Consider the following 24829-nt stretch of genomic DNA (forward strand, 5'->3'; position numbering starts at 1 on the left):
CACACGGTGGCGGATCCCCGGTCGCTCCGGACCGCGATGATGCCGCCGGCGCCTCCGTCTGCGCGCCGCCTCGCGTCCGTGCGGAGCCGGCCGTTCACGGGTCCGCTCCTTCCGTCGTCCCGGCTCCTTGGGTCGTTACGGCCCCGACGGCCTCCTCGGCCTCGGCCACGGCCTCCTCTCTCAGTTCGAAGGGCAGCGGGCCCAGGCCGGGCGGGTCGGCCGTCACGACCACGTGGACGTGCCGGCCGGTCCGGCTCACCGCGACCTTCGCTCCCGGTGGCGCCACCTCGCGGGCCGCCTGGACGACAGCGCCGTCCGGGTCCTGGCGGGCGGCGGCACGGGCCCCCGCCCGTGCCGCGTCCACGCACTGGATCCGGGCGACCACCACGAGCAGCCCCCACACCAGGGTGGTCACGACGAGCACCAGCACGGGCAGGGTCATGGCCGCTTCCGCGGTCACGAACCCGGCGTCGCCCCCACGCCCGCGGCGCCGCTCACGTCCGCGCACTGAGCGCCCGCTTCACGATGTTCTGCAGCTCGGTCTTGACCTGCCCGCTCGTCACCACCTCGTACAGCAGCACGGCGAACGCCACCGCCGCGATGATGCCCATCGCGTACTCGGACGTGACCATCCCCGCGTCCCGGCGCAGCCGGCCCGTCAGGTGGTGCACCCGGCCCGTCAGGCCGTGCAGCCGGCCCTTGAGGCCGTGCAGCCGTGTCCGCATCCGTCGGCATCGGTCCATCTGAACCCCCGTGAGGTCTCGTTCTCCGGTCTTCTCCGGTCTTCCGTCTCTTGAGTCGGTTCGTCGCTTCACCGACGCGTCCCGCGCCCCGGTGCGCTCACGCGGTCGTCACCAGGCACCACCTCCCCTCAGCACCCCGCCCGCCAGGCCGATCACCACGGGCAGTACGCCGACGGCGACGAAGGCGGGCAGGAAGCACAGGCCCACCGGTGCGGTGACCAGCACCGCCGCCCGGCGGGCGCGGGCCGTCGCGGCGCGGGACCGTTCGGCCCGTACGTCGGCCGCGATCCGGGCGGCCGGGCCGGCAGCGGGAAGCCCCGACGCGTCGGCCCGTTCCAGCAGCCGGGCCAGGGCCGCGGCTCCCGGCAGCGCGGCGAGCCGGCTCCAGGCGTCGTCCGGCGCGCCGCCCAGCCGTACCTGGGCCGCCCCGTGCGTGAGCGCCTCCCCGACGGGTCCGCCCACGGCCTCCCCGACCGCCCGGGCGGCGGTCACCGGTCCCGCGCCGGCGGCGATGCAGGCCGCCAGGAGGTCGGCGGCGAGCGGGAGACGGCGGGCCGCCTCGGCGGCGTCGGGCTCCGTCTCGGGGCGGCTGCCCATCCGCTGCTGCCACCACCTCAGCCCGGCCGCTCCGGCCAGCCCGGCGACGATCCCGGCGGCTCCGCCGACCAGCGCCCATCCGGCGCAGGCCACCGCCACCACCGGCACCCATGTCCGCAGGACGGCCGGGGCCGTCCGGCGCGGGCCGGGACGTCCGTCCGGCACCGCCCCGGGCAGCAGGCGGGCCATCCGCCGTCGGGTGCGGCGCCTGCGGCGCACCGCCTGGATCCACCACGTCGGCAGTCCCAGAAGCGCGAAGGCACCGGCCACCGTCCCCAGGGCGTGAGCGGTGTCCGCGCTCATGACACCTCCGCCCGTCGCACGATCCCCAGGGCCCACCACAGCCCGAGGGCCTCCAGAACCCCGCCGACCACCAGGCAGGCGAGGCCGGCTCCGGTGTGCAGCAGCGCGTGCAGCGGGCCGGCGCCCATGGCCGTGCCCAGCAGCAGGCCCAGCGCGGGCAGGCAGGCGAGCATCACGGTCGTGGCCCGGGCTCCGGACAACTGGGCGCGCAGGTCGGCGCGCTGGTCGCGCTCCGCGCGCAGCGCCGACTCCAGCCGGTCGAGCCCGGCCGCCAGTCCGGCGCCCTGGTCCAGGGCCACCCGCCAGCAGGCGGCGAGTCCGCTCAGGCCCTCGGCGCCGGGTTGCCGGGCCGCCTCGGCGAGCGCGCCGGGCACGTCACCGCCGAACCGTGCCGCCGCGAGCACGGCGGCCTGGGCGGCGCCGAGGCCCCCGGAGTCCCGTGCGGCGCTCAGCAGTGCCTCGCCCGGCTGCCGCCCGGCCCGCACCTGACCGGCGAGCGTCCCGCACAGGGCGATCACCGCGTCCACCCGCCGCTCACGTGCCCTGTCCGCGGCCCGGGCGCGCCGGCTGCGACGCAGGAGAGGCACTGCGGCGGCGCCGACGAGGGCCGGCAGCGGCGAGGCACCGAGCACCGACAGCAGCACGCCGGCGGCCGGCGCCCACCCCTCGGGGCCGAATCGCCGATGCAGCCGGGCCAGCCGGCCGCGGACCCGTTCCCACGCCGGCGGCCCTGTGACCGCCGCGCCGCCGGCGAGCAGCGACCGTGCCCGCCGCCGGTCCGACGGACGCCCGGCCGGCAGCCATCGGGCCGCCCCCGCGCACACCGCTCCCAGCGCTCCCGCGACCACCGCCGGTCCGCCCCACACGCTCATCCGCACACCAGCTCCCTTCCGTGATCGCCGCAGGCCGACGCGCCGACCGCGCCGCCGGCACACCCCGCCGCGTCCGTGCCGTCCGCCTCGTCCGCGCGTTCCCCGCCCCGGGCGCCGAGCAGTTCCCGCAGCCGCTGCCACCCCCGTTGCGGCACGAACGCCTCCGGTGCCCACCGCAGCGCCGGCACCGTCCGGACCAGGCCGGACACGTCCCGTTCCAGCACCCGCACCTCGGCGATCCGGCGCCGCCCCGTGCGGTCCCGCACCAGGTGCAGCACGACCGACAGGGCGGCCGCGAGCTGGCTGTGCAGCGCGGCCCGGTCCAGCCCCGCCGCCGTGCCCAGCGCCTCCAGCCGGGCGGGCACGTCCGCCGCCGCGTTGGCATGGACCGTGCCGCACCCGCCTTCGTGGCCCGTGTTCAGAGCGGCCAGGAGGTGGACCACCTCGGGGCCGCGCACCTCGCCCACGACGAGCCGGTCCGGCCGCATCCGCAGCGCCTGGCGCACCAGGTCCTCGAGGGTGACCAGACCGGCGCCCTCCTGGTTGGCAGGCCGGGTCTCCAGGCGGACGACGTGCGGATGGTCGGGACGCAGCTCCGCGGAGTCCTCGGCGAGCACGATGCGCTCGCCTGGTCCGACCAGGCCCAGCAGCGCGCTGAGCAGGGTGGTCTTGCCGCTGCCTGTGCCCCCGCTGACGAGGAAGGACAGCCGTGCGCCGATCAGTGCCCGCAGCACCCGGTCCCCGCCGGGCGGAACCGTGCCCGCCGCCACCAGCTCGCCGAGGGTGAACGCCCGCGGCCGGACCACCCGCAGCGACAGGACGGTGCAGTCCACGGCGACCGGGGGCAGCACCGCGTGCAGCCGGGTGCCGTCCGGCAACCGGGCGTCCACCCAGGGGCGGGCGTCGTCCAGCCGGCGTCCGGCCACGGCGGCCAGGCGCTGGGCGAGGCGCCGGACGGCCGCCGCGTCGGGAAAGGCGACGGTGGTCAGCTCCAGGCCGCCGCCGCGGTCGACCCAGACCCGGTCGGGGGCCGAGACGAGGACGTCCGTGACGCCGGGGTCGGCCAGCAGCGGCTCCAGCGGGCCGCTGCCGATCAGTTCGGACCGCAGCCGCTCGGCGGCCGCGAGCACCTCCGCGTCGCCGAGCACCTGGCCCTGCTCCCGCAGTGCCTGCGCCACCCGTGCGGGTGTGGGTTCGGCCCCGCTCTCGGCGAGCCACTGCCGCACACCGTCCAGCAGGGCGGCGGACACCCCGGACAGGGCCGCCGGGCGGCCGGTGCCGGGTCCGGCCGGTGCGTGCCGCTGGTCCTGCCCCGCCCTCATGACGCACCCGCCTCGACCAGCATCCGCTGCCAGAACTCGGTGCAGAACCGGGCCAGCGGTCCGCGCGCGGCCGCACCGGGCGGTGTGCTGCTGCCGCCGGGCCGCTGCAGCCCGGCCTCCAGCGGCACCTCGCCGGCCAGCGGCAGTCCGAGCAGCCGCGCCACCTCCTGCTCGTCCAGGCCGGGCGCGTACGGTCCGCGCACCGCCACCCGCAGATCGCGCAGGACCAGGCCGACGGCGGAGGCCACCCGCGCGGCGGCCGCCACGGCGCGCAGCTCGGCGGGCACCACCAGCAGTCCCATGTCGAGCTGGGCGAGGACCTCGGCGGCCGGCTCATCGACGCGGCGGGGCAGGTCGACCACCACGGCGCCGCCGCGCCGCCGGGCCGCGGCCAGCACTGCCCGGACGGCCTGCGGCGGGACGGCCACGCAGTCGCCGCGGTCCCAGCTGAGCACCCGCAGGGAGTGCAGCCGCGGCAGCGACTCCTCCAGGGCGCCGCCGCCGACCCGCCCCCGGGAGGCGGCGAACGCTGGCCAGCGCAGGCCCTCGGCCGCCTCCCCGCCGAGCAGGACGTCGAGCCCGCCGCCCAGCGGATCGGCGTCCACGAGCAGGGTGCGCCGGCCCACCCGGGCGGAGGTGACGGCGAGCGCGCAGGCCAGCGTGGACGCGCCGGCCCCGCCCCGGCCGCCGATGACGCCCACGGTGACGGCGGGCCGGCCGACCGATTCGGCGACGTCGGCGATGCGGTCGACGAGCCACTGCTCGCCGTCCGGCAGGACCAGCACATGGTCGGCGCCGATCTCCACGGCGCGCCGCCAGATGCCCGGATCGTCCTGGTCCCGGCCGACCAGGACCACGCCACGCCGGCGCGTCGCCCCGCGCACACGCGGCGCGGCGTCGTCGCCGACCAGGACCAGCGGCGCGGCCTCCCAGGCGCCTGCCCGCTCCGGCGGCCCGTGGTGGACCTCGGGTGTGGCGCCCGCAGCCGCGCACAGGCGCAGCAGGTCGTCGAGGAGCTGGGCGTCCTCGGTGACGATCAGCGGTCTGCCCTGCTGTCCTGGAGTGCCGGGCGGTGGATCGTGTGCGACGGTGTCCCTCACGGGCCGCTCCCCTTCGCTGCGTCTCGCGCGCCCCCTCGGGCACCGCGATTCCCGAACCTGTGAAGAACCGGCAACCGGCCTTCATAGGGCCGGCCGATACGAGCCGGCCATACGCGCCCCGGCAAACAGAACCGGCCATCGACGAGGCCCCGAGCGGGACGCGCAGGAATGAGGATGCGGCGATCCGGAAAATGTTGTGGATCTTGATCGAAATCTGTGGACAACTCGGCGCCTGTGAATACAGCAGTCACCCAAACCGGTGAGCACCGACTCTGTTCCGTCACGCCTTTCGCAGCGCAGCACTTCCACTACGCTGCGTCACGGATCATGATGGGTTGATCGGTATCCGGCACCACGGGCCCCGGCCGCCCGCTGAGGGCCGGTGTCGCCGGAAAAACCCGCCCGGACATGCGACGACCCCCGCCGGGGGGGAGAGCGGGGGTCGTCTCCACGGCCGACTCGGGGGGGGAGGAGTCGGGCCGGGTTAGCACGGTCGCGAACGATCCGTGACTTCCATGGTGTACCCGAGAGGCCTCTCAGGCAAACCCACGCGCCCACCTTACGCCGAATGGGCTGCCCCTATGCTCCAGGGTGTGGAAAACCACTCCTTGCCGCGCACAGCGGCCTTCTTTGATCTGGACAAGACGGTCATTGCGAAGTCCAGCACGCTCGCCTTCAGCAAGTCCTTCTACCAAGGCGGGCTGATCAACCGCAGGGCCGTGTTGCGCACCGCATACGCCCAGTTCGTCTTCCTCGCCGGCGGCGCGGACCACGACCAGATGGAACGCATGCGCTCCTACCTGTCGTCCCTGTGCCGCGGGTGGAACGTGCAACAGGTCAAGGAGATCGTCGCCGAGGCGCTGCACGACTTGATCGACCCGATCATCTACGACGAGGCCGCGTTTCTCATCGAGGAGCATCACACCGCCGGGCGGGACGTCGTCATCGTGTCGACGTCGGGCGCGGAGGTGGTCGAGCCGATCGGTGAACTGCTGGGCGCGGACCGGGTGGTGGCCACCCGGATGGTGGTCGGCGAGGACGGCTGCTTCACGGGCGAGGTGGAGTACTACGCGTACGGCCCGACGAAGGCGGAGGCGATCCGGGAACTGGCCGCGTCCGAGGGATACGACCTGCGGCGGTGCTACGCGTACAGCGACTCGGTGACCGACCTGCCGATGCTGGAGGCGGTGGGTCACCCGCATGCGGTGAACCCCGACCGTGCGCTGCGCCGGGAGGCACTCGCCCGCGGCTGGCCGGTTCTCGACTTCCACCGCCCTGTGCGGCTCACGCAGCGGCTGCCGGGACTGTCCGCGCCGCCGCGCCCGGCCCTGGTCGCGGCGGCGGTGGGAGCGGCCGCAGCGACCGCGGGACTGGTGTGGCTCGCGAGCCGGCGCCGGGGCACGGCCGCCTGATGGGTCAGGGTACGGACCGGCCCGGACGACCGCCGGGCCCTCTGGCCGCCCCTCCGTGAACAAGTGCGCTGTTACGCCCGTTTCGCCTTACAAGTAAAGATATGCGGCGAGGGGTTCCCCTTGTCCTTCGCGTGCAGTACAAAGGAGTTAACGGCCCGCGAGACCGAAGGACGTCCGAGAGGACGACTTCAGACGCATGGCCCCACGGACCGACGCATGAACACCGGGCACCCACGCGACGTCGACCCGTCGATTACGGGCCAGCCGCACCAGGTCACGGGCAAAGATCCCGACCTGATGGGCGACATATCGAGGACGCCTGGTAACTCGGTGGTCATGCCAGCGGCGGTACGAGCCCTCGTACCGCCGCACCCTGTGTACGCCCCGTGCGCCCCCTACGGGCGACCGGCGCGCCCGCGGCCGCCGGTCACGCCGCTCCGCGCTGCAGCGCCTCGCACACCGCCGTCGACTCGCGCGCACCGAGCTGCACCGCCTGGGCGCAGTGCCCGATCCAGGCGGCCATGCCCTCAGCGGTTCCCGAGACGTACCCGTCCAGGGCCGCCCGGTAGGCGTCGGGCCCCAGCTCTACGTACCCCACCTCGGCCGGGCAGACGGACTTCGGGTCCAGGCCGCTGCCGACCAGGACGATGCGTTCCGCCGCGCGGGCGACCAGGCCGTTGTGGGAGACGAACGGGCGCAGCGCCAGCAGTTCGCCGTGCACGACGGCGGCGACGACCAGGGCCGGCGCGGAGGTGCCGGCGACGAGCAGATCCGCCAGGCCCTCCAGCCGCCCGGAGACCTCGTCGGCCCCGGGCAGCGGCAGGTCGATCAGCGGCTCGTCGGCCTCCTCGCCCTCCTGCCGGGGCCGGCCGACACCGTCGTCGTGCGTCCCGGCAGCCGCCACCAGGTGCAGCCGGGCCAGGACCCGCAACGGTGACTGCCGCCAGATGGACAGCAGTTGACCCGCCTCGGCCGTCAGGCGCAGCGCCGCGCCGAGCACCCTCGCCTCGTCGTCGCCGCTGAAGTCGGTGCGCCGCCGCACCTCCTCCAGGGCCCAGTCGGCCCCGGACAGCGCCGCGGAGGCGCGGGCGCCGCGCAGCGCCGCCTCCGAGGTGATCGCGTTGCTCCGGCGCCGCATGATCCGGTGGCCGTAGACCCGGTCCACGGCCTTGCGCACGGACTCCACGGACTCGGCCACACCGGGCAGACCGCCCAGGGCCGCAAGAGGATCCTGCCGGTTCGCGCCCGTGCGGGAACTCGGAGGGGGCTCGGCGGTCGCGCCTGTCGTACTCATGAGTACGACCCTACGCACCAGCCCGGCACACCCCACGATGGAGTGGTCTTCTTCACTTCGATCGCAACCCGGAGCATCCGTCTCGCTACGCTTCGTGAACATGAAAATTGCTTTCGTCGGGAAGGGCGGCAGCGGCAAGACCACGCTGTCCTCCCTGTTCATCCGCCATCTCGCGACGACCGGCGCGCCCGTCGTCGCGATCGACGCCGACATCAACCAGCACCTGGGCGTCGCCCTGGGCCTGGACGAGGCCGAGGCGGCCGCACTGCCCGCGATGGGCGACCGGCTCCCGCTGATCAAGGACTATCTGCGCGGCAGCAACCCGCGCATCACCTCAGCCGAGACGATGATCAAGACGACGCCTCCCGGCGAGGGCTCCCGGCTGCTGCGCGTACGCGAGAACAACCCGGTCTACGACGCCTGCGCGCGCGAGGTGCAGCTCGACGACGGCGCCGTCCGCCTGATGGTCACCGGTCCCTTCACGGACGCCGACCTCGGAGTCGCCTGCTACCACTCCAAGACCGGAGCGGTGGAGCTGTATCTGAACCATCTGGTGGACGGCCGCGACGAGTACGTCGTGGTGGACATGACGGCCGGTTCGGACTCCTTCGCCTCCGGGATGTTCACCCGGTTCGACATGACGTTCCTGGTCGCCGAGCCCACCCGGAAGGGCGTCTCGGTCTACCGTCAGTACAAGGAGTACGCCCGGGACTTCGAGGTCGCTCTGCGGGTCGTCGGCAACAAGGTGCAGGGCCAGGACGACCTGGACTTCCTGCGCGCCGAGGTCGGGGACGACCTGCTCGTGACCGTCGGCCACTCGGACTGGGTCCGGGCCATGGAGAAGGGGCGGCCGCCGCGGTTCGCGTTGCTGGAGGACACCAACCGCAGCGCCCTGCAGACCCTGCAGGCCGCCGCCGACGCCACGTACGAGCGGCGGGACTGGCAGCGCTACACCCAGCAGATGGTGCACTTCCACCTCAAGAACGCCGTCTCCTGGGGAAACGAGCGCACAGGAGCCGACCTGGCGGCGCAGGTCGACCCCGGCTTCGTCCTGGGCGAGGGCGTCGCCGCCCCGGCCTGAGCGGCGCGGCACCCTCGGCGGACGCGAGGGCCTCCCGGCAGGGGCGGTGGCTGCCGCACCCGGTCCCGGGAGGCCCTGGCTCGTTCAGGCACCAGGTACACGTGTCACCGGCACACCGGCCTGTCCGGACAACACATCTAACTCGCGGGCGCCCCGGGTACGCCCTTGGGCGCCGGGGCCGGACGGGCCGACAGGAAGGACGCCCAGCCCTGCCGGGGCGCCTCGCCGACCTCCAGGGTGCGCAGCCGGGCGAGGATCTGCGGATCCTGGGCGTCCAGCCAGTCCACCAGCTGGTGGAAGGAGACGCAGCGCACCTCGGGCTTGGTGCACACCTCTTTCACGACGTCCTCGACGGCCCGCATGTAGGTGCCGCCGTTCCAGGACTCGAAGTGGTTGCCGATGATCAGCGGTGCGCGGTTGCCGTCGTAGGCGCGGTGGAAGCCGCGGAGCAGGCCGTCGCGCATCTGGTTGCCCCAGTGCTCGTAGTGGGCCGGGTCGCCCTGGGTCTGTGTGCCGGACTGGTTGACCATGAAGTTGTAGTCCCTGGTCAGCTGCTCGAAGGTGTGCCCGGGGAACGGCACCAGCTGCATGGACAGGTCCCACAGGCCGTGCCGTTTCTCCGGCCAGACCTGGTTGTTCACGCCGCTGCTGTCGTAGCGGAAGCCCAGCTCGGCCGCCGCCTTCATGAAGTTCTCCCGGCCTTCCAGGCAGGGCGTGCGGGCGCCGATGAGTTCCCTGCCGTAGTCGAAGGGCAGCGGCGGAAGGTCCTTCAGGCCGCTGGTGGTCTTCCAGGTCTGCACGAACTGCTTGGCCTGCTCGATCTCGCTCTTCCACTCGTCCACGGACCACTGGCCCACTCCGCCGGGGCCGCAGAAATGGCCGTTGAAGTGGGTGCCGATCTCGTGGCCCTCCAGCCATGCCAGGCGCAACTGCCGGACGGTGTCCGCGATGCCGCGGGTGTGGTTGAAGCCGATGTCCGAACTGCCGGGCGCGTGCCGCGGTGGCCGGTACAGGTCGCGCTTGTCCTCGGGAAGCAGGTACACCCCGCTGAGGAAGAACGTCATCGTGGCGTTGTTCTCCTTGGCCACCTTGCGGACGTGCGAGAACAGCCGCCGGCTGTCCTCGCCCGCTCCGTCCCAGGAGAAGACGACGAACTGCGGAGGTTTCTCACCGGACTTCAGCCGCGCCGGCCGGGGCTGGTGCGGCTGCGCTCCGGTGTAGGCGGTGGATCCGTCGCCGATGAGGCGCACGACGGTGCCGGGAGGCCGCGCGGGACGGTGTTCGGGGCGTGGCGCACCGGCCGCACCGTGTCCGGGAGTGCCGGTGCCGCTCGCGCAGCCGGCGAGCGAGGAGGCGCAGGCCGCGGCGGTGACGACGCTCGCGGCGATCCTCTGGGTGGCGGCCGTGTTCCTCCGGGTGGCGGCCATGTTCGGCCCACCTTCTTCCTTCTCTCGTCCGACGCCGAGGCGGCGTGTGCTGGTCCGGTGCCGGCCGGGCCGGCGGTGCGCCGCCAAGGTCGCACGGGACCGAGAAGGAATTAGTACGACAAGCCGATGAAACTCCCACTTCACCCAACACGGTGAGTTTCTCCGCCATTTGCACAGAAAGTGCAGACAAGATCTTTACGTTGGATTACCTTTGCTTTACTAGTCCTTGGCCTGCGCACGTGAAGGAGGCTCGAACCGTGATCCCCTGTCTTCCCGTCCACGCCGCCGATCACGCGCGGCACCGGCACTCCCACCCACCGCACAGCCCGCCCCCTCGGCCACACCGCTCCGGCCCCGCGGGCACCGGCCTGTCCGCTTCTGCCGCATCCTCCGGCTGCCGCTGCGGGCCCTGGACAGCCGGGCGCAACCACCCGTCACAGGGCGCGCCGCGCACGCTTCCGCCACCGGCCCGGAACACGGCCCCCGCGCCGTCCCCGGACCCCGTCCGGACCCCCGCCCCAAGCACTGCCGGCGACCGACCGCACGCCACGAGCCGCAGCGGCACCCAGCCCCCGCCCGCACCGCCGACCGACCGGGTAACCGCGCCCACGGAGAAGGCCCGCACACCGTCACCAAACGTCGCCGCCGCAACCGTGGACAGCTCGTCACCGGACAAGAGGACGCCGACCGCGCCGAAAGGGGACCTCTCACCAGCCTCTGACCCACCATCCGGCTCCAGCTCTGCGCGCCCTTCGACCCGTGACCAACTGGCCCGTGGAATCAGCGCGTTCCAGCGCTACACCGCCCCCCTGGTCCGGCACGAGCTGGCACGGCTGGCCCGGGAGGGCCAGCGGCCCTCCCAGCTCTTCCTCGCCTGTGCCGACTCCCGGCTGGTCACCTCGATGATCACCTCCAGTGGTCCCGGCGACCTCTTCGTCGTCCGGAACGTGGGCAACCTCGTTCCCGTGCCCGGCGAGGAACCCGGCGACGACTCGGTGGCGGCCGGCATCGAGTACGCGGTGGACGTGCTCCGGGTGCGCTCCATCACGGTGTGCGGCCACTCCGGGTGCGGGGCCATGCAGGCCCTGCTCGACTCCCGCCCCGCCGGTGCGGCACCGCAGGGTGCGGCGACCTCGCTCGGCCGGTGGCTGCGCCACGGTCTGCCGAGCCTGCGGCGGCTGGCCGACGGCAGCCACGGCACACCCACCCTGGACGACCGCCCTCCCGCCGACACGCTGGAGCGGCTCTGCCTGGTCAATGTCCTCCAGCAACTGGATCACCTGCGTGTCCACGACGCGGTGGCCCGGGCCCTGCGGCAGGGCCGGCTGGAGCTGCACGGAATGTACTTCCATGTGGCCGAGGCCCAGGCGTACCTGCTCGCCAGGAGAGACGGAGCGGATGTGTTCACCCGGGTGGGCGCATCAGAGGAGCTGCCCAGCCCGGCGTGAGAACCGCGCCCGTCAGCCGGGCGGGCCGCACCGCGCCGGTCCACCCGGCGCGGGCCGCGACCCGCGCTGTTGGCACCGTCCATGCCGGCCGTGACCGTCCAAGCCGTCCATGCCGACCGAGACCGTCCAAGCCGTCCAAGCCGTCCATGCCGGCCGTGACCGTCCAAGCCGTCCATGCCGACCGAGACCGTCCCTGCGCAGGGACCCGGACGCCCCCGGACGACGGGGGGCAGCCGGGGGCGTCCACAGCGCACGGACCCGGCCCCCAGGTCGTCCGCGCCGACCGTAGCCGCGTGGGGCCCACGTCAGAACAGGGGTACGACTGCGCAAGCTCTCCACAACAGGTCTAAACCATCTGTACCGACGACCCTTGTCATCGGCCTCCTCGTCTGATGAGCTGTGGCCTGGGACACAACGGACACCCTGAGAAAGGGAGATGTCGTGAGCAACGAAAGCCTGGCCAACCTCTTGAAGGAGGAACGACGTTTCGCGCCGCCCGCTGACCTGGCCGCGAACGCCAATGTGACGGCGGAGGCGTACGAACAGGCCAAGGCTGACAGGCTCGGCTTCTGGGCTGAGCAGGCCCGCCGGCTGGCCTGGGTCAAGGAGCCGACCGAGACCCTCGACTGGTCGAACCCGCCGTTCGCCAAGTGGTTCAAGGACGGCACGCTCAACGTGGCGTACAACTGCGTCGACCGGCATGTGGAGGCCGGGCACGGCGACCGCGTCGCGATCCACTTCGAGGGCGAGCCCGGCGACAGCCGGGCCATCACGTACGCCCAGCTCAAGGACGAGGTCTCCAAGGCCGCCAACGCCCTGCTCGAACTCGGCGTGCGCTCGGGCGACCGGGTCGCGATCTACATGCCGATGATCCCGGAGACGGCGATCGCGATGCTGGCCTGCGCCCGTATCGGCGCCGCCCACTCGGTCGTCTTCGGCGGCTTCTCCGCGGACGCGCTCGCCACCCGCATCAAGGACGCCGACGCCAAGGTCGTCATCACGGCGGACGGCGGCTACCGGCGCGGCAAGCCGTCCGCGCTCAAGCCCGCCGTCGACGAGGCCCTCACCCGCGTGTCGGACGTCCGCCACGTCCTGGTGGTCCGCCGCACCGGCCAGGAGGTCGCCTGGGACGACAGCCGCGACCTGTGGTGGCACGAGGTCGTCGGCCGGCAGCCGGCGGAGCACACCCCGGAGGCGTTCGAGGCCGAGCACCCGCTGTTCATCCTCTACACCTCGGGCACCACCGGGAAGCCCAAGGGCATCCTGCACACCTCCGGCGGCTACCTGACCCAGGCCGCGTACACCCACTGGGCCGTCTTCGACCTCAAGCCCGAGACGGACGTCTACTGGTGCACCGCCGACGTCGGCTGGGTCACCGGCCACTCGTACATCGTGTACGGGCCGCTGGCCAACGGTGCCACCCAGGTGATGTACGAGGGCACTCCCGACACCCCGCACCAGGGCCGTTTCTGGGAGATCGTGCAGAAGTACAAGGTCAGCATCCTGTACACGGCGCCGACCGCGATCCGCACGTTCATGAAGTGGGGCGACGACATCCCCGCGAAGTACGACCTGTCCTCCCTGCGGGTGCTCGGCTCGGTCGGCGAGCCGATCAACCCGGAGGCGTGGGTCTGGTACCGCAAGCACATCGGCGCCGACAGCACCCCGGTCGTGGACACCTGGTGGCAGACGGAGACCGGCGCCATCATGATCTCCCCGCTGCCCGGCGTCACCGAGGCCAAGCCGGGCTCCGCCCAGCGGCCGTTGCCGGGCGTGTCCGCCACCGTCGTGGACGACGAGGGCAACGAGGTGCCCAACGGCGGCGGTGGCTACCTGGTCCTCACCGAGCCGTGGCCGTCGATGCTGCGCACCATCTGGGGCGACGACCAGCGCTTCATCGACACCTACTGGTCGCGCTTCGAGGGCCGCTACTTCGCCGGTGACGGCGCCAAGAAGGACGACGACGGCGACATCTGGCTGCTCGGCCGCGTCGACGACGTGATGCTGGTGTCCGGGCACAACATCTCCACCACGGAGGTGGAGTCCGCGCTGGTGTCCCACCCCGCCGTCGCCGAGGCCGCCGTGGTCGGCGCGTCGGACGAGACCACCGGCCAGGCGATCGTCGCGTTCGTGATCCTGCGGGGCACGGCCGCCGAGACCGAGTCCCTCATCGGCGAGCTGCGCAACCACGTCGGCTCGACGCTCGGCCCGATCGCCAAGCCGAAACGGATCCTGCCGGTGGCGGAGCTGCCCAAGACCCGCTCCGGAAAGATCATGCGCCGTCTGCTGCGCGATGTCGCGGAGAACCGGGAGCTGGGAGACGTCACGACGCTGACCGACTCCACGGTCATGGAGCTCATCCAGGCCAAGCTCCCCGCGGCGCCGAGCGAGGACTGAGCCCCCGCCGGCAGGCCGTACAGCTCACCTGCGGGCACCCGGCACATGCCGGGTGCCCGCCCGCTTGGGTAGATTGGCCCACGGGGCCTCGAAGCCGCTTTCGACACGCGCTGCGCCCGCTCCGACGTCCACCGGGCGTCTTCCGACAACTGCACACGACCCTCAGGTGCGCCGGGAAGTCTGGTCGGCATGTGCCCGCCCCTGCCGCCACCTGGAGGTCTCCATGACCGCGCCCCGCCCCGCCGACCGCACCGAGCGCAAGAGCCTCGGCCGTCCGTCCCTGCCGGAGCGCACCTTCATCCTGGACGCGCTGCGCACCGAGACGGTCGGCGGCGTCCTGCTGCTGATTGCCGCGATCGCCGCACTGCTGTGGGCGAACCTCCCCGGCCTGCACACCAGCTACGAGACCGTCTCCGACTTCTCCCTCGGCCCCGCCACGCTCGGCCTGCACCTGTCCGTCGCCCACTGGGCCGCGGACGGCCTGCTCGCGATCTTCTTCTTCGTCGCCGGCATCGAGCTGAAACGGGAGCTGGTCGCCGGAGACCTGCGCGATCCACGGGCCGCGGTTCTCCCGGTCGTCGCCGCCCTGTGCGGCATGGCGGCACCGGCCGTCGTCTACAGCCTGACCAACCTCACCGGCGGCGGCTCGCTCGCCGGCTGGGCGGTGCCCACCGCCACCGACATCGCCTTCGCCCTCGCGGTGCTCGCGGTCATCGGCACGTCGCTGCCCAGTGCGCTGCGCGCGTTCCTGCTGACCCTGGCCGTCGTCGACGACCTGTTCGCCATCCTGATCATCGCGCTGTTCTTCACCGACAGCCTGAACCTGGCCGCGCTGGGCGGAGCGGCGGCGGGCCTGGCCGTCTTCTGGCTGCTGCTGCGCCAGGGGGTGCGCGGCTGGTACGTGTACGTGCCGCTGGGCGTGGTGATCTGGGGCCTGATGTACAACAGCGGCGTGCACGCCACCATCGCCGGCGTGGCGATGGGCCTGATGTTGCGCTGTACCCGCCGCGAAGGGGAGGAGCACTCCCCGGGCGAGCGGATCGAGCACCTCGTCCGGCCGCTGTCCGCGGGCCTGGCAGTGCCGCTGTTCGCCCTGTTCAGCGCGGGCGTGTCGCTCTCCGGCGGGGCGCTGGCGGATGTGTTCGGCCGGCCCGAGACGCTCGGCGTGGTGCTCGGTCTGATCGTCGGCAAGACGGTCGGCGTCTTCGGCGGGACCTGGCTGACCGCCCGGTTCACCCGGGCCTCGCTCAGCGAGGACCTGGCCTGGGCCGACGTGTTCGCCCTGGCCACGCTCGCCGGCATCGGCTTCACCGTCTCCCTGCTGATCGGCGAGCTGGCCTTCGAGGGCGACGCGCACCTCACCGACGAGGTCAAGGCCTCCGTCCTGTGCGGCTCCGTCATCGCCGCGGCGCTCGCGACGGTGCTGCTGCGCATACGCAACGCCCGGTACCGGAGGCTGTGCGAGTCCGAAGAGCGCGACGAGGACCTCGACGGCGTGCCGGACGTCTACGAGGACGACGACCCCGCCTACCACCTGCGCATGGCGGACATCCACGAACGCAAGGCGGCCGAGCACCGCCGCATCGCCGCCGAGAAGGCGGCCGAACGTGCCCGGCAGGGGGCCGAAGTGCCGGGCGGGGCGAGCGAGCAGAAGGACAGTCCGGCATGATCTGACGGGACGGTACGAAAGACAGGTCCGTTCCAGTCAGGCAGGAAAGGGAGAGTCGCGATGAGCGCACCCGACGGCAGCCCGGTCGGCGCCGAACGCAGCATCGGAGAGCTGTTCGCCTCGGCGACGGCGGAGATGTCGGCGCTGGTGCATGACGAGATCGCGCTGGCGAAGGCCCAGCTGAAGCAGGACGCCAAGCGCGGCGCGGTCAGCGGAGGGGCGTTCTCGCTGGCCGGCGCGGTCGCGCTGTTCTCGCTGCCGATGCTCGACTTCGCACTGGCGTACGGCGTGAGGACCTGGACCGGCTGGAATCTCGCGCTCTGCTTCCTGGTGGCCTTCGGGGCCAACGTCCTGGTCGCGCTGTTCCTCATGCTGATCGGCACGGTCTTCGTGAAGAAGGCCAAGAAGGGCAAGGGCCCCCAGAAGGTGGCCGCGTCGATGAAGCAGACGGCCGGTGTGCTGCAGAAGGCCAAGCCGCACCCGCGGCCCGTGACCCCCGCTCTGGAGGACCGCTCCCCGCAGGCCATCGAGGCTGTGGCACGCTCGTCCTCATGACGGACCCCGCCACCCCTTCGCCGTACTCGACCTCGGTCGTCCGGATCGACATCCCCGGCGAGAGGAAGGTGACCCACCGGGACGTCGCCGCCAACGGCGCCCGCTTCCACATCGCCGAGCTGGGCGACGGACCGCTGGTGCTGTTGCTGCACGGGTTCCCGCAGTTCTGGTGGACCTGGCGGCACCAGCTGGTGGCCCTGGCCGACGCGGGTTTCCGGGCCGTGGCGATGGACCTGCGGGGCGTGGGCGGCAGCGACCGCACCCCGCGCGGCTACGACCCCGCCAACCTCGCCCTCGACGTCACCGGCGTGATCCGTTCCCTGGGCGAGCCGGACGCCGCGCTGGTCGGCCACGACCTGGGCGGCTACCTGGCGTGGACGGCGGCGGCGATGCGCCCGAAGCTGGTCAGGCGCCTGGCCGTGGTCTCCATGCCGCATCCGAGGCGGTGGCGCGCGGCGATGCTCGGCGACGTCAAGCAGACGGCGGCCAGTTCACACATCTGGGGCTTCCAGCGGCCGTGGATCCCGGAACGGCAGCTCGTCGCCGACGACGGCGCCCTGGTGGGCCGGCTGCTGCGTCAGTGGTCGGGGCCGCGCCTGCCGGACGACGAGACGGTGGAGACCTACCGGCGCGCGCTGTGCGTGCCGTCGACCGCGCACTGCGCGATCGAGCCCTACCGCTGGCTGGTGCGCTCCCTGGCCCGCCCCGACGGCATCCAGTTCTACCGGCGGATGAAGCGCCCGGTGCGGGTGCCCACGCTGCATCTGCACGGATCCCTCGACCCGGTGCTGCGCACCCGCAGCGCGGCCGGGTCCGGCGAGTACGTGGAGGCGCCCTACCGCTGGCGGCTCTTCGACGGTCTGGGGCACTTCCCGCACGAGGAGGACCCCATGGCGTTCTCCGCCGAACTGGTCGACTGGCTGAAGGACCCCGAGCCGGACCGGTGACCCGCCGCGCACGGACGGCCATCGGTCCGTCACGGCTGCCCGGCGCCCGGTATCCGGATCTGAACGTCTGTTCTGCGAACGGCCATGTGCCGGATGCATAGGCCCATTGGGGCGCCCGCGGGCGCTTATCGACCTTGAGGCGGGGGCAGAGGTGTCGGTATGGGCTGGACGCACGACTACAACGACGTAGCACGCACCCGCCGTTCGGCGAGCGGTCCGGGCTCCCGCCACCGGGAGAACCCGCAACTGGGCGACAGCGACCCCCGCGTGGGCATTCCGCACATCCTGCGCCGCCGGGCCCGCTGGGTCTCGGTCCGGCTGCGTCACCCGCGCGGCTGACCGCTAAGGCCCCGCGGACACCTCCGGAGACCCCCCGGACATCCGGTCCCGCTGATCCCCCGGCACCCGGCCGCCCCCGCACAGCCGCCCTCACAGCGCGCAGGTGTCGCTGTCCACCTCCTGGGTCGCGGTGCGGCCCTGGTCGATGTCCTGCCGGATCTCGTCCGTGGTGAGCGCGTACCCGGTGTCCGGGTCGTCCAGGGACTTGGCGAACACCACCCCGTACACCTTGCCGTCGGTGGTCAGCAGCGGACCGCCGGAGTTGCCCTGGCGGACGGTCGCATAGAGCGAGTAGACGTCGCGGCGGACCGTGGAGCGGTGGTAGATGTCGGGGCCGCTGGCCGTGATGCGCCCGCGCACGCGCGCGGCCCGCACGTCGTAGGAGCCGTTCTCGGGGAAGCCGGCGACGATCGCGCTGTCCCCGCTGTGCGCGTCGTCGTCGGTGAACCGCAGGGCGGGCGCGTGCAGGCCGGGCACGTCGAGGACGGCGATGTCCCGGTGCCAGTCGTACAGCACGACCTTCGCGTCGTAGCGGCGGCCCTCGCCGCCTATCTGCACAGTCGGGTCGTCGACCCCGCCGACGACGTGCGCGTTGGTCATGACCCGCCGGTCGCCGAAGACGAACCCGGTGCCCTCCAGCACCTTGCCGCAGCCCTGCGCGGTGCCGGTCACCTTGACCACGGACCGCTGAGCGCGTGCGGCGACGGCGCTGTCGCGCAGCGCCGGGTCCGGGGGCCGCACGTCGGTGATGGGCTCGTCCGCGAACGGGCTGAACACCTGCGGGAAGCCGTTCTGCGCGAGCACCGAGGTGAAGTCGGCGAACCAGGTGTCCGCCTGGTCCGGCAGCGCGTCGGAGACCCCGAGCAGCACCTTGGAAGTGCGGACCTGCTTGCCCAGGGTCGGTATCGTCGTGCCGCCGAGCGCCGAGCCGATCAGCCAGGCGACCAGCAGCATCGCGACGACGTTGACGAGCGCGCCGCCGGTCGCGTCCAGGGCGCGGGCCGGGGACCAGGTGATGTGGACGCGCAGCTTGTTGCCCAGGTGGGTGGTCAGTGCCTGCCCCACCGAGGCGCACACGATGACGACGATCACGGCGACGACGGCGGCGGTGGTGCTGACCGGCGCGTTGTCCGTCAGGGCGTCCCACAGGACCGGAAGCGCGTAGACGGCGGCCAGGCCGCCGCCGAGGAAGCCGATCACCGACAGGATGCCGACGACGAAGCCCTGGCGGTACCCGACGACCGCGAACCAGACCGCGGCGATCAGCAGCAGGATGTCCAGCACGTTCACCGCGTCGAGCCTCGCCTCATCGTCTTCTCGTCCCTCACAGGCCGGCCGGGGTTCGGCCGCCGCGCGGCGGCCGGCGGGACACGGCGTCCCCGGGACACCGGCCGGTACGACCACGCCACCCTGTCACGCCCGCCAGTCCAGCGGGACCTGCTTGTCCCGGTCCCACGGCTCTTCCCAGCCCGCGTAGTGGAGCAGGCGGTCGATGATTCCGGCGGTGAACCCCCACACGAGGGTCGACGCGACCAGGAACGCGGGGCCGCGGTGGCCCCGGGGGTGGACGGCGGTCGCACGGTTGTCCGGGTGGATGAGATCCGCCACGGGGACCGTGAAGACGCGGGCGGTCTCCGCCGGGTCGACCACGCCCACCGGGCTGGGCGTGCGCCACCAGCCGAGCACCGGGGTGACGACGAAACCGCTGACCGGGATGTACAGCCGGGGCAGCACCCCGAACAGCTGCACCCCGGCCGGGTCGAGCCCGGTCTCCTCCTCCGCCTCGCGCAGCGCCGCCCGCAGCGGGCCCTCGCCCTGCGGGTCGCCGTCCTCCGGGTCGAGCGCGCCGCCGGGGAAGGACGGCTGCCCGGCGTGCGAGCGCAGGGAACCGGCCCGCTCCATGAGCAGCAGCTCGGGCCCGCGCTCGCCCTCTCCGAAGAGCACCAGCACGGCGGACGGGCGGCCCTCGCCGTTCGCCGGCGGCAGGAAGCGGCTCAGCTGCCGTGGCTTCACGGTTCCGGCGAGCCGCACCACCGGCTGAAGCCACTCCGGCAGCCCCTGCGTGCTGAGCCGTACCGAGCCCGGCCGCGCCGTGCCGGCGGCACCGTCCGCCGCACCGGTCGCTGCCCCCGTCGCCCGAGCCGCCGTACCGGCAGGCTTCTCGCCCGCGCACCCCACGGTTTTCGCGCCCGTCTCGCCCGCCCGTGTCATCGCCACCCCTGTCCCCGTCGTCCTGCCCTGTCCAACGCGCCGCGCCGCCAAGATCGTTCCGTCATGCGGCGCCCAGGGGCGGGGCCGGCTTGCCGCCCGCGTCCAGGTAGGCCTGCGGGGGCTTGAGCCGCTGCCCCGGCAGGCCGGCCTTTTCGTACTTGAGCAGCTTCTTCGCCTTCTCCGGGTCGGTCTCCCCCTCGCCGTAGGACGGGCACAGCGGGGCGATCGGGCAGGCGCCGCAGGCGGGCTTGCGGGCATGGCAGATACGGCGTCCGTGCCAGATGACGTGGTGGGACAGATCCGTCCAGTCCTTCTTGGGGAACAGTGCCCCGACGGCCGCCTCGATCTTGTCGGGGTCGGTCTCGTCGGTCCACTTCCAGCGCCGCACCAGCCGCTGGAAGTGCGTGTCCACGGTGATTCCGGGCCTGCCGAAGGCGTTGCCGAGGACGACGAAGGCGGTCTTGCGCCCCACGCCGGGCAGCGTGACCAGGTCCTCCAGGCGTCCGGGGACCTCCCCGCCGAAGTTCTCCACCAGCGCCTTCGACAGGCCGATGACCGACCTGGTCTTGGCCCGGAAGAAACCGCACGGGCGGAGGATCTCCTCGACCCGCTGCGGATCGGCGGCGGCCAGGTCCTCCGGGGTCGGGTAGGCGGCGAACAGCGCGGGTGTCGTCTGGTTGACCCGCAGGTCGGTGGTCTGCGCGGACAGAACGGTGGCGATCAGCAGCTGGAACGGGTTCTCGAAGTCCAGCTCGGGGTGGGCGTACGGGTAGACCTCCGCCAGCTCCCGGTTGATACGGCGGGCCCGGCGGACCAGCGCCGTGCGGGACTCGCCCGACGGCGTCGTCGTCGCGACGGTCCTCGGCGGGGAGGCCTTGCGGACACTCGCCGTGGCCTTGGCGACGACGGCCTCCGCCTTCCGGACGGGTCCGGCTTTGCGCACCGCACCGCCCGCCGCCTTCTTCCCGGCGGCCCCGCCGGCCGCCGCGGTCTTCTTCCCCGCTGTCGCCGAGGTCTTCTTCCCCGCTGTCGCCGAGGTCTTCTTCGCCGCCGTCGCCGAGGTCTTCTTCGCCGCCGGTTTCTTCGCCGCCGTCGCCGCGGTGTTCCTCGCCGCCGGCTTCTTCGCCGCCGGCTTCTTCGCCGCGGCCTTCCCGGCCGTCGGCTTGTCCGTGGCCGTCCGCTTCGCCGCCGTCTTCCCGGCCGCCGTCCTCCCGGCCGCCGTCCTCCCGGCCGCGGCCTTCTCGGTGGCCGTCGTCCGGGCCGGCGGCGTGCCGGGCCGGCCCTCGGCGGCTGCGGCGGCCTCGGTCGTCTCCTCGGTCCGTCCGCTGCCGCGACCGTGTTCGCTCACAGCGGAATCCTGCCGTGCAACCACCCGTCCAGCCCCCTCGGCCTGTGTTCTCACCGGCGATTTGGACACTCGGCCAGCCTAAGGCCCGGCGCCGGCATCCGCTGCGGCCGCGGAAGTTCAGGCACCGTTTACGCCCCCTGCCGCGTACGTCCGGACACCAGTGCGGCATCCTTGTGACAGATCACACTGTTTGGACCGTCCGGCAAAATGGGGAACACGGTCCCCTGGCACACGGGGATCAAGATCCTCTGAGCAGGTCGACAAGGAGAGAACTCGTGGACGACGTTCTGCGGCGCAATCCGCTCTTCGCGGCGCTCGACGACGAGCAGGCCGCGGAACTCCGCGCCTCCATGACGGAGGTGACCCTGGCCCGTGGCGACTCGCTGTTCCACGAGGGTGACCCGGGCGACCGTCTGTACGTGGTCACCGAGGGCAAGGTCAAGCTGCACCGCACCTCCCCCGACGGCCGCGAGAACATGCTGGCCGTCGTGGGCCCCGGCGAGCTGATCGGTGAGCTGTCCCTGTTCGACCCCGGCCCCCGCACCGCCACGGCGACCGCGCTGACCGAGGTCAAGATGCTCGCCCTCGGCCATGGCGACCTCCAGCCCTGGCTGAACGCGCGGCCCGAGGTGGCCGGCGCCCTGCTGCGCGCCGTCGCCCGGCGCCTGCGCAAGACCAACGACCAGATGTCCGACTTGGTCTTCTCGGACGTGCCGGGCCGTGTGGCCCGCGCCCTGCTGGACCTGTCCCGCCGCTTCGGCGTGCAGTCCGAGGAGGGCATCCACGTCGTGCACGACCTGACGCAGGAGGAGCTGGCCCAGCTGGTCGGCGCGTCCCGCGAGACCGTGAACAAGGCCCTGGCGGACTTCGCCCAGCGCGGCTGGCTGCGTCTGGAGGCCCGCGCGGTCATCCTCCTGGACGTGGAGCGGCTGGCCAAGCGGTCGCGCTGACGCACCGCATCCGATTCGCAGCCGCGTCCGCTTCCGCATCCGATTCGCGGCACCGCATCCGCATCCGCATCCGCATCTGATTAGCGGCACCGCGTCCGCATCCGCATCTGATCCGGACGCATCGCGTCTGCATCCCTTCCGATCCGCGGCGCCCTGCAGCGGCGCCGCGCGACCGGTGGTGCCGTGAAACCGGCGCCGCGTCGTCGCCGGCACCCTCGGCGTGCCCCGCGCACGCTCCCGGCCGCGGCGCCCGCACGCCGCTACCGCGCCCGGCTCACGGCTCACGGCTCACGGCTCACGGCTCACGGCTCACGGCTGAACGATCCCGTGTTCCGCCAGATAGTCCAGCTGGGCCCGCACCGACAGCTCGGCCGCCGGCCACAGGGACCGGTCGACGTCCGCGTAGACGTGGGCGACCACCTCGGCCGGGGTGCGGTAGCCCATCTCCACGGCCGTCTCGACCTGGGCGAGCCGGTGGGCCCGGTGGGCGAGGTAGTACTCGACGGCGCCCTGGGCGTCCTGAAGGACGGGCCCGTGGCCCGGAAGAATGGTGCGCACTCCGTCGTCGACCGTGAGCGACCGCAGCCGCCGCAGCGAGTCCAGGTAGTCGCCGAGTCGTCCGTCCGGGTGCGCCACGACCGTCGTGCCCCGGCCCAGGACGGTGTCGCCGGTCAGCACCGCCCGGTCGGCGGGCAGGTGGAAGCTCAGCGAGTCCGCGGTGTGGCCCGGTGTGGGCACCACGCGCAGTTCCAGGCCGCCGACCGTGATCACGTCACCGGCGCCCAGACCTTCGTCGCCCAGCCGCAGCGCCGGGTCGAGGGCGCGCACCCGGGTCCCGGTCAGCTCGGCGAAGCGAGCGGCTCCTTCCGCGTGGTCGGCGTGGCCGTGCGTCAGCAGGGTCAGCGCGATCCGCTTGCCGGCCTTCTCCGCCGTGTCGACGACGGTGTGCAGGTGCCCTTCGTCCAGCGGGCCCGGATCGATCACGACCGCCAGGTCGGAGTCGGGCTCGGAGACGATCCAGGTGTTGGTGCCGTCCAGCGTCATGGCGGACGGGTTGGGCGCGAGGACGTTGACGGCCCGCGCGGTGGCGGGGCCGGAGACGACGCCGCCCCGGGGCTGACCGGGGAGCGATGCTGCGTCCGTCATGCGGGGACCTTCCTGGACGTCGTGCGGACGGGGCCGGCGGGATGCTCACCCGGAGGCCGGGGGGCGTCCCGTGCGCTCGTGGGTGATGCGCCGGGTGAACTCGTCGTGGCCCGGCCAGGACAGGACGACCTCGCCGTCCACCAGGCGGGCGCGGGCGAGTACGGGGGTCAGATCGCGCTCCGGCGCCGCCGCGAGCGCCTCGGCGGCGGTGCGGCAGGCGGTGAGCGAACGCAGGGTGGCGATGGTGGGCGGCATCATCAGCAGCTCGCCCGCGTCGTACCCGGCGGCCGCCTCGGCGGGGCGGATCCACACCGTGCGGTCGGCCTCGCCGGAGGCGTTGCGGGCGCGCTGCCCCTCGGGCAGGGCGGCCACGAAGAACCAGGTGTCGTAGCGGCGGGCCTCGAACTCGGGGGTGATCCACCGCGCCCACGCGGCCAGCAGGTCCGAGCGCAGCACCAGGCCGCGCCGGTCGAGGAACGCGGAGAAGGACAGCTCACGCGCGACCAGGGCGGCGCGGTCGGCCTCCCAGTCCGGGCCCGTGGTGTCGCCGACGACCGCGTCGTCGCCGGGCCCGGCGAGCAGGACACCGGTCTCCTCGAACGTCTCCCGCACGGCCGCGCACACGATCGCCTGGGCGGACGCCTCGTCCACTTCGAGCCGGCCGGCCCACCAGGCGCGCGAGGGCCCCGCCCAGCGGACCCGGCGGTCGTCGTCGCGCGGGTCCACACCGCCGCCCGGATACGCGTACGCGCCTCCGGCGAAGGCCATGGAGGCGCGTCTGCGCAGCATGTGGACGACGGGACCGGCGTCGGTGTCCCGCAGCAGCATGACGGTGGCCGCGCGCCGGGGCGTGACCGGCGTGAGCCGGCCGTCCGCGAGCGCGCGGATGCGGTCCGGCCAGTCCGGAGGGAACCACTGACCATTCGCCATGGCCGGAGGCTATCGGTTGACGCGCGAATGTTCGAGAGGTCCCCTCAGGTGCGGGCGCCGGACCGGTGACCCGCACGAAGCGGAGCGGACCCTACTGCGCCAGCTCCACCTGGATCTCCACCTCCACCGGCGCGTCCAGCGGCAGCACCGCCACGCCGACCGCGCTGCGGGCGTGCACGCCCTTGTCGCCCAGCACCTCGCTCAGCAGCTCGCTCGCGCCGTTGACGACGCCCGGCTGGCCGGTGAAGTCCGCGGCCGAGGCCACATAACCGACGACCTTCACCACCCGCGCGATGCGGTCCAGGTCGCCGGCGACGGACTTGACGGCGGCGAGCGCGTTGAGGGCGCAGGTACGGGCCAGGTCCTTGGCCTCCTCCGGAGTGACCTCGAGGCCCACCTTGCCGGTGACCGGCAGCTTGCCGTCCACCATCGGCAGCTGGCCGGCCGTGAACACGTACGGCCCGGACCGCACAGCGGGCTGGTAGGCGGCGATGGGCGGCACGACCTCCGGCAGCGTCAGGCCGAGCTCGGCCAGCCTGGCCTCGACCGCGCTCATGCCTGCTTCTCCCGCTTGAGGTAGGCCACCAGCTGCTCGGGGTTGGGGCCGGGCACGACCTGGACGAGCTCCCAGCCGTCCTCGCCCCAGGTGTCCAGGATCTGCTTCGTGGCGTGGACGAGCAGCGGCACGGTTGCGTATTCCCACTTGGTCATGGGCCGACTGTATCCGCTGCCGCCGGC

At 73.2% G+C, this 24829-nt stretch carries 23 protein-coding genes and 1 pseudogene; 9 read left to right on the top strand and 15 right to left on the bottom strand.

Annotation, left to right across the window (positions count from 1 at the left end):
- Nucleotides 1-94: 94 nt before the first annotated feature.
- The 6 genes from IE286_RS13070 to ssd all read right to left on the bottom strand — a co-directional run bounded on the left by IE286_RS13070 (nt 95) and on the right by ssd (nt 4937).
- Nucleotides 95-508, bottom strand: coding sequence for a TadE family type IV pilus minor pilin (locus tag IE286_RS13070; protein WP_189796854.1), 414 nt, complete (start codon nt 506-508; stop codon nt 95-97).
- Nucleotides 495-725, bottom strand: coding sequence for a DUF4244 domain-containing protein (locus tag IE286_RS13075; RefSeq protein WP_229862541.1), 231 nt, complete (start codon nt 723-725; stop codon nt 495-497). The genes IE286_RS13070 and IE286_RS13075 overlap by 14 nt, the downstream gene beginning before the upstream one ends.
- Nucleotides 726-851: 126 nt before the next feature.
- Nucleotides 852-1643 carry a type II secretion system F family protein gene (locus tag IE286_RS13080; RefSeq protein WP_189796855.1) on the bottom strand — a complete coding sequence of 264 codons (792 nt, stop codon included), beginning with the start codon at nt 1641-1643 and terminating at the stop codon, nt 852-854.
- Nucleotides 1640-2515: a type II secretion system F family protein gene (locus tag IE286_RS13085; protein WP_189796856.1), complete on the bottom strand. Its 876-nt coding sequence runs from the start codon at nt 2513-2515 to the stop codon at nt 1640-1642. Before IE286_RS13085 ends, IE286_RS13080 begins: the two co-directional genes overlap by 4 nt.
- Nucleotides 2512-3837 carry a TadA family conjugal transfer-associated ATPase gene (locus tag IE286_RS13090; protein WP_229862551.1) on the bottom strand — a complete coding sequence of 442 codons (1326 nt, stop codon included), beginning with the start codon at nt 3835-3837 and terminating at the stop codon, nt 2512-2514. Before IE286_RS13090 ends, IE286_RS13085 begins: the two co-directional genes overlap by 4 nt.
- Complete coding sequence (ssd, locus tag IE286_RS13095; RefSeq protein WP_189796857.1) at nt 3834-4937, bottom strand: septum site-determining protein Ssd; 1104 nt, start codon at nt 4935-4937, stop codon at nt 3834-3836. Before ssd ends, IE286_RS13090 begins: the two co-directional genes overlap by 4 nt.
- Before the next feature lie 581 nt (nt 4938-5518).
- Between ssd and IE286_RS13100 the strand changes: the two genes are divergently transcribed.
- Nucleotides 5519-6349 (top strand): HAD family hydrolase, encoded by an 831-nt coding sequence (locus tag IE286_RS13100; RefSeq protein ID WP_189796858.1) that lies wholly within the window; start codon nt 5519-5521, stop codon nt 6347-6349.
- A gap of 427 nt (nt 6350-6776) precedes the next feature.
- Here the strand turns inward: IE286_RS13100 and IE286_RS13105 are convergent, their stop codons facing one another.
- The gene (locus IE286_RS13105) at nt 6777-7643 is read right to left on the bottom strand and encodes a Fic family protein (RefSeq protein ID WP_189796859.1); all 867 of its coding nucleotides are present in this window, start codon (nt 7641-7643) and stop codon (nt 6777-6779) included.
- A gap of 100 nt (nt 7644-7743) precedes the next feature.
- Here IE286_RS13105 and IE286_RS13110 point away from each other — a divergent pair, with 100 nt between their 5' ends.
- Nucleotides 7744-8724 (top strand): ATP-binding protein, encoded by a 981-nt coding sequence (locus IE286_RS13110; protein WP_189796860.1) that lies wholly within the window; start codon nt 7744-7746, stop codon nt 8722-8724.
- A gap of 137 nt (nt 8725-8861) precedes the next feature.
- Here IE286_RS13110 and IE286_RS13115 read toward each other — a convergent pair whose 3' ends face one another.
- Complete coding sequence (locus tag IE286_RS13115; RefSeq protein ID WP_189796861.1) at nt 8862-10151, bottom strand: polysaccharide deacetylase family protein; 1290 nt, start codon at nt 10149-10151, stop codon at nt 8862-8864.
- A 761-nt stretch (nt 10152-10912) separates the two neighbouring features.
- Between IE286_RS13115 and IE286_RS13120 the strand changes: the two are divergent.
- The 6 genes and pseudogenes from IE286_RS13120 to IE286_RS13145 all read left to right on the top strand — a co-directional run.
- Nucleotides 10913-11599: pseudogene (locus tag IE286_RS13120) on the top strand (carbonic anhydrase); the annotation flags it as partial.
- A 441-nt stretch (nt 11600-12040) separates the two neighbouring features.
- On the top strand, nt 12041-13996 hold the full coding sequence (acs, locus tag IE286_RS13125) for an acetate--CoA ligase (RefSeq protein ID WP_189796862.1): 1956 nt from the start codon (nt 12041-12043) through the stop codon (nt 13994-13996).
- 223 nt (nt 13997-14219) lie between these two features.
- Nucleotides 14220-15665, top strand: a complete 1446-nt coding sequence (gene nhaA, locus IE286_RS13130; protein WP_189796863.1) for a Na+/H+ antiporter NhaA — start codon at nt 14220-14222, stop codon at nt 15663-15665.
- A gap of 60 nt (nt 15666-15725) precedes the next feature.
- On the top strand, nt 15726-16220 hold the full coding sequence (locus IE286_RS13135) for a phage holin family protein (protein WP_189796864.1): 495 nt from the start codon (nt 15726-15728) through the stop codon (nt 16218-16220).
- Complete coding sequence (locus tag IE286_RS13140) at nt 16217-17167, top strand: alpha/beta fold hydrolase (RefSeq protein ID WP_189796865.1); 951 nt, start codon at nt 16217-16219, stop codon at nt 17165-17167. Before IE286_RS13135 ends, IE286_RS13140 begins: the two co-directional genes overlap by 4 nt.
- Nucleotides 17168-17326: 159 nt before the next feature.
- The gene (locus tag IE286_RS13145) at nt 17327-17506 is read left to right on the top strand and encodes a hypothetical protein (RefSeq protein ID WP_189796866.1); all 180 of its coding nucleotides are present in this window, start codon (nt 17327-17329) and stop codon (nt 17504-17506) included.
- 90 nt (nt 17507-17596) lie between these two features.
- Here IE286_RS13145 and IE286_RS13150 read toward each other — a convergent pair whose 3' ends face one another.
- The 3 genes from IE286_RS13150 to nth all read right to left on the bottom strand — a co-directional run bounded on the left by IE286_RS13150 (nt 17597) and on the right by nth (nt 20660).
- Nucleotides 17597-18796, bottom strand: coding sequence for a MarP family serine protease (locus tag IE286_RS13150; protein WP_189796867.1), 1200 nt, complete (start codon nt 18794-18796; stop codon nt 17597-17599).
- A 123-nt stretch (nt 18797-18919) separates the two neighbouring features.
- A complete protein-coding gene (locus tag IE286_RS13155) occupies nt 18920-19717 on the bottom strand; it encodes an NUDIX hydrolase (RefSeq protein ID WP_189796868.1) in 798 nt (265 codons plus the stop codon).
- 61 nt (nt 19718-19778) lie between these two features.
- A complete protein-coding gene (nth, locus tag IE286_RS13160; protein WP_372462548.1) occupies nt 19779-20660 on the bottom strand; it encodes an endonuclease III in 882 nt (293 codons plus the stop codon).
- Nucleotides 20661-21340: 680 nt separating this feature from the next.
- Here nth and IE286_RS13165 point away from each other — a divergent pair.
- On the top strand, nt 21341-22015 hold the full coding sequence (locus IE286_RS13165; RefSeq protein ID WP_028421034.1) for a Crp/Fnr family transcriptional regulator: 675 nt from the start codon (nt 21341-21343) through the stop codon (nt 22013-22015).
- Nucleotides 22016-22324: 309 nt separating this feature from the next.
- On the opposite strand, the gene IE286_RS13170 is transcribed toward IE286_RS13165, so the two are convergent.
- The 4 genes from IE286_RS13170 to sp36 all read right to left on the bottom strand — a co-directional run bounded on the left by IE286_RS13170 (nt 22325) and on the right by sp36 (nt 24802).
- The gene (locus tag IE286_RS13170; RefSeq protein WP_189796870.1) at nt 22325-23161 is read right to left on the bottom strand and encodes an MBL fold metallo-hydrolase; all 837 of its coding nucleotides are present in this window, start codon (nt 23159-23161) and stop codon (nt 22325-22327) included.
- Nucleotides 23162-23206: 45 nt separating this feature from the next.
- The gene (locus tag IE286_RS13175; RefSeq protein WP_189796871.1) at nt 23207-24091 is read right to left on the bottom strand and encodes an NUDIX hydrolase; all 885 of its coding nucleotides are present in this window, start codon (nt 24089-24091) and stop codon (nt 23207-23209) included.
- A gap of 91 nt (nt 24092-24182) precedes the next feature.
- The gene (locus IE286_RS13180; RefSeq protein ID WP_189796872.1) at nt 24183-24647 is read right to left on the bottom strand and encodes a RidA family protein; all 465 of its coding nucleotides are present in this window, start codon (nt 24645-24647) and stop codon (nt 24183-24185) included.
- Nucleotides 24644-24802, bottom strand: coding sequence for a Sp36 family protein (gene sp36, locus IE286_RS13185; RefSeq protein ID WP_009189813.1), 159 nt, complete (start codon nt 24800-24802; stop codon nt 24644-24646). The genes IE286_RS13180 and sp36 overlap by 4 nt, the downstream gene beginning before the upstream one ends.
- Between the last annotated feature and the right edge of the window lie 27 nt (nt 24803-24829).

Source organism: Streptomyces thermodiastaticus (assembly GCF_014656135.1).
In the GTDB taxonomy this organism is placed as follows: Bacteria; Actinomycetota; Actinomycetes; order Streptomycetales; family Streptomycetaceae; genus Streptomyces; species Streptomyces thermodiastaticus.